This is a genomic window from Pseudomonas sp. ITEM 17296 (genome assembly GCF_028895205.1).
Taxonomy (GTDB): domain Bacteria; phylum Pseudomonadota; class Gammaproteobacteria; order Pseudomonadales; family Pseudomonadaceae; genus Aquipseudomonas; species Aquipseudomonas kermanshahensis.
Map to the genome: position 1 here is coordinate 1 of NZ_WJRS01000061.1, position 2,203 is coordinate 2,203.

Sequence of the window (2,203 nt, forward strand, 5' to 3'; positions counted from 1 at the left end):
CGGCCGACGCGCTCGAACGCTGCCACCTGCGCCTGCGGCACCACCAGATAAGCCAGGCGAATACCGGGAAACAGCACCTTGCTGAAGGTGCCGGCATACAGCACGCGCCCATGGCGATCCAAGCTGGCCAGCGCTGGAAGTGGACGGCTGACGTAGCGGTACTCGCCGTCGTAATCGTCCTCGACAATCCAGCCACCGGTGCGGGCAGCCCAATCGAGTAGCAGTTGCCGGCGTGGCAGCGACAGTGCCATCGACAGCGGGCTCTGATGCCCAGGTGTCACCATGGCGACCTGAGCAGCCCGAGAACCCGCGATGGCGTGTTCTACATTCATACCATCGGCATCAACCGGCACCGCTTCCAGCTCCAGGCCGAACTGGCGAAGCACCTGGCGCGTAGTGGGATAGCCCGGGTCTTCCACCCAGGCGCACTCGCCTGGCTGCAACAGGGTATGTGCGACTAAGGACAGGCTATTGCGCCAACCGCTGGTGATAAACACCTGATGGGCACCGCAATCGATACCTCGGGACACCTGCAGATACGAAGCAATGGCGCTGCGCAACGCTGCCAGGCCGTGGGGTGCCGGATAGTCCAGATCTCCAAGACGCATCCCACGGAGATACCGAGCACCGAGACGCGCCCATATCTTGCGCGGAAATGCATCCAGCGCCGGTACCCCCATCTGGAACGGCAACAGCTGCGGTGGACGCCAGAGCGAATCAGGTGCGTCTTCGATCACTTGGCTGCTGACTGGTAATGCGGTGGCCTCCGACACGGGCTTCTGCAGTTCAGGATTGATTACGGTGCCTTTCTGCCCGAGCGCCAGGAGGTAACCCTCGCTGGCCAGCAGCGAATAGGCCAATTCGACGGTGCCACGGGCCACCCCCAGCTCCTTGGCCATGGCGCGCGCCGACGGCAAGCGGTCACCGGGGGACAACGTGCCTGCGGCAACGGCGGCCAGTACGCGGTCGTACAGTTGACGATACAGAGGCAAGGCAGACTGCTCTTCCAAGGGAGCAAAAGGTGGCTTGGGGGAGGTCATCATGGCCTAGTTCATATCCCATTTCTTGGCTCAATCAAGTGGGTCAATGGTAGTCCAATATAGCGCCATCACCTACTCATGAGGGCAACTCCCATGACATCCCCTTTGCACAACTTCATACCCAGCGTGCTCGACCTGGCCGACACGTCCCTGCGCCCCCTGGACAGCACCCATGACCTCTGCAGCGCATTCCCGGTAATGCAGCAATTGCGCCCTCATCTGACGAGCGAAGCTGACTTCGTCAGCCGCATCGAGCGTATGCGCGTTGAAGGCTATCGCCTGATTGGTGCTTATGACTTAGGCGTTCTTGTGGCACTGGCTGGTTACCGCTTACAGGAAAACCTGGTCTACGGCGCATTCCTGTATGTCGATGACCTTGTAACCGCCGAGGCTCAGCGGGGAGGTCAGTGGGGCTCGCGCTTATTGCAAGCCTTGGAGCGACTGGCCCGCGCCAGCGGTTGTGCACGCCTGGTGCTCGACACGGGTTTGGCCAACGCCCGCGCGCAACGCTTCTACTTCCGTGAAGGCCTGTTGACGGGTGCACTGCGCTTTCAGAAACAGTTCGATACGCCATAACCCGCACGCACATCCAAGGAGGCGAACCTCATGACATCGTCACAACAGCCACTTGCTCCTTTGCGCATTCTTCGCCTGGTCGCCAGCCCCAATGCAGAGGATTCGGAAAGTCTGAAACTGTCCCAGCAGATCCTGTTTGCCTTGGCCAGTCAGGCCGGCAGAAGGGGTATCCAGTTGACCGATTTAGACCTCAACTCCTTGGCCCCAGTCGATGCGCCTTACGCCCAGGCGTTAGCCAATCAGCGCGTAGTCATAGCAAGCGGTCAGGAGGGTACGTTGAGCCGTTCCGACGAGTTGATCGACCAACTGCAGGCATGCGACGTACTGCTGATTGCCACGCCGATGCACAACTACAGCGTGCCCGCCCCACTCAAGATGTGGATCGACCAGGTGGTACGCGTGGGCAAAACGTTTCTGGGCACCGCCAAAGGCAAAGTCGGATCGCTGACGGATCGTCCGGTTTACGTCGCAATAGCTTGCGGGGGCTACATCAGCGGCCAGCATGCCCGTCAACCCGACTTTCTGCGACCCTACCTGTCCGCCGTCCTCGCCACCATCGGTCTCAATCACGTGTACTACTTCACCGT

At 60.6% G+C, this 2,203-nt stretch carries 3 protein-coding genes; 2 read left to right on the plus strand and 1 reads right to left on the minus strand.

The genetic code is table 11. The features are described 5' to 3' along the window. Positions 1 to 1,043: MocR-like pyridoxine biosynthesis transcription factor PdxR (gene pdxR / locus GIB19_RS27995; protein ID WP_274888836.1), on the minus strand; the 1,043-nt coding region annotated here is incomplete at its 3' end. A gap of 90 nt (positions 1,044 to 1,133) precedes the next feature. On the opposite strand from pdxR, the gene GIB19_RS28000 reads away from it, so the two are divergent. Next, a complete protein-coding gene (locus tag GIB19_RS28000) occupies positions 1,134 to 1,616 on the plus strand; it encodes a GNAT family N-acetyltransferase (RefSeq protein WP_023532427.1) in 483 nt (160 codons plus the stop codon). Positions 1,617 to 1,646: 30 nt separating this feature from the next. Beyond that, a partial coding sequence (locus GIB19_RS28005; RefSeq protein ID WP_274888838.1) for an FMN-dependent NADH-azoreductase occupies positions 1,647 to 2,203 on the plus strand: 557 nt, incomplete at its 3' end.

What these genes read in the sequence shown, in the direction of transcription:
- GIB19_RS28000 (WP_023532427.1), top strand. Translation starts at nt 1,134, where the DNA reads ATGACATCCCCTTTGCACAACTTCATACCCAGCGTGCTCGACCTGGCC.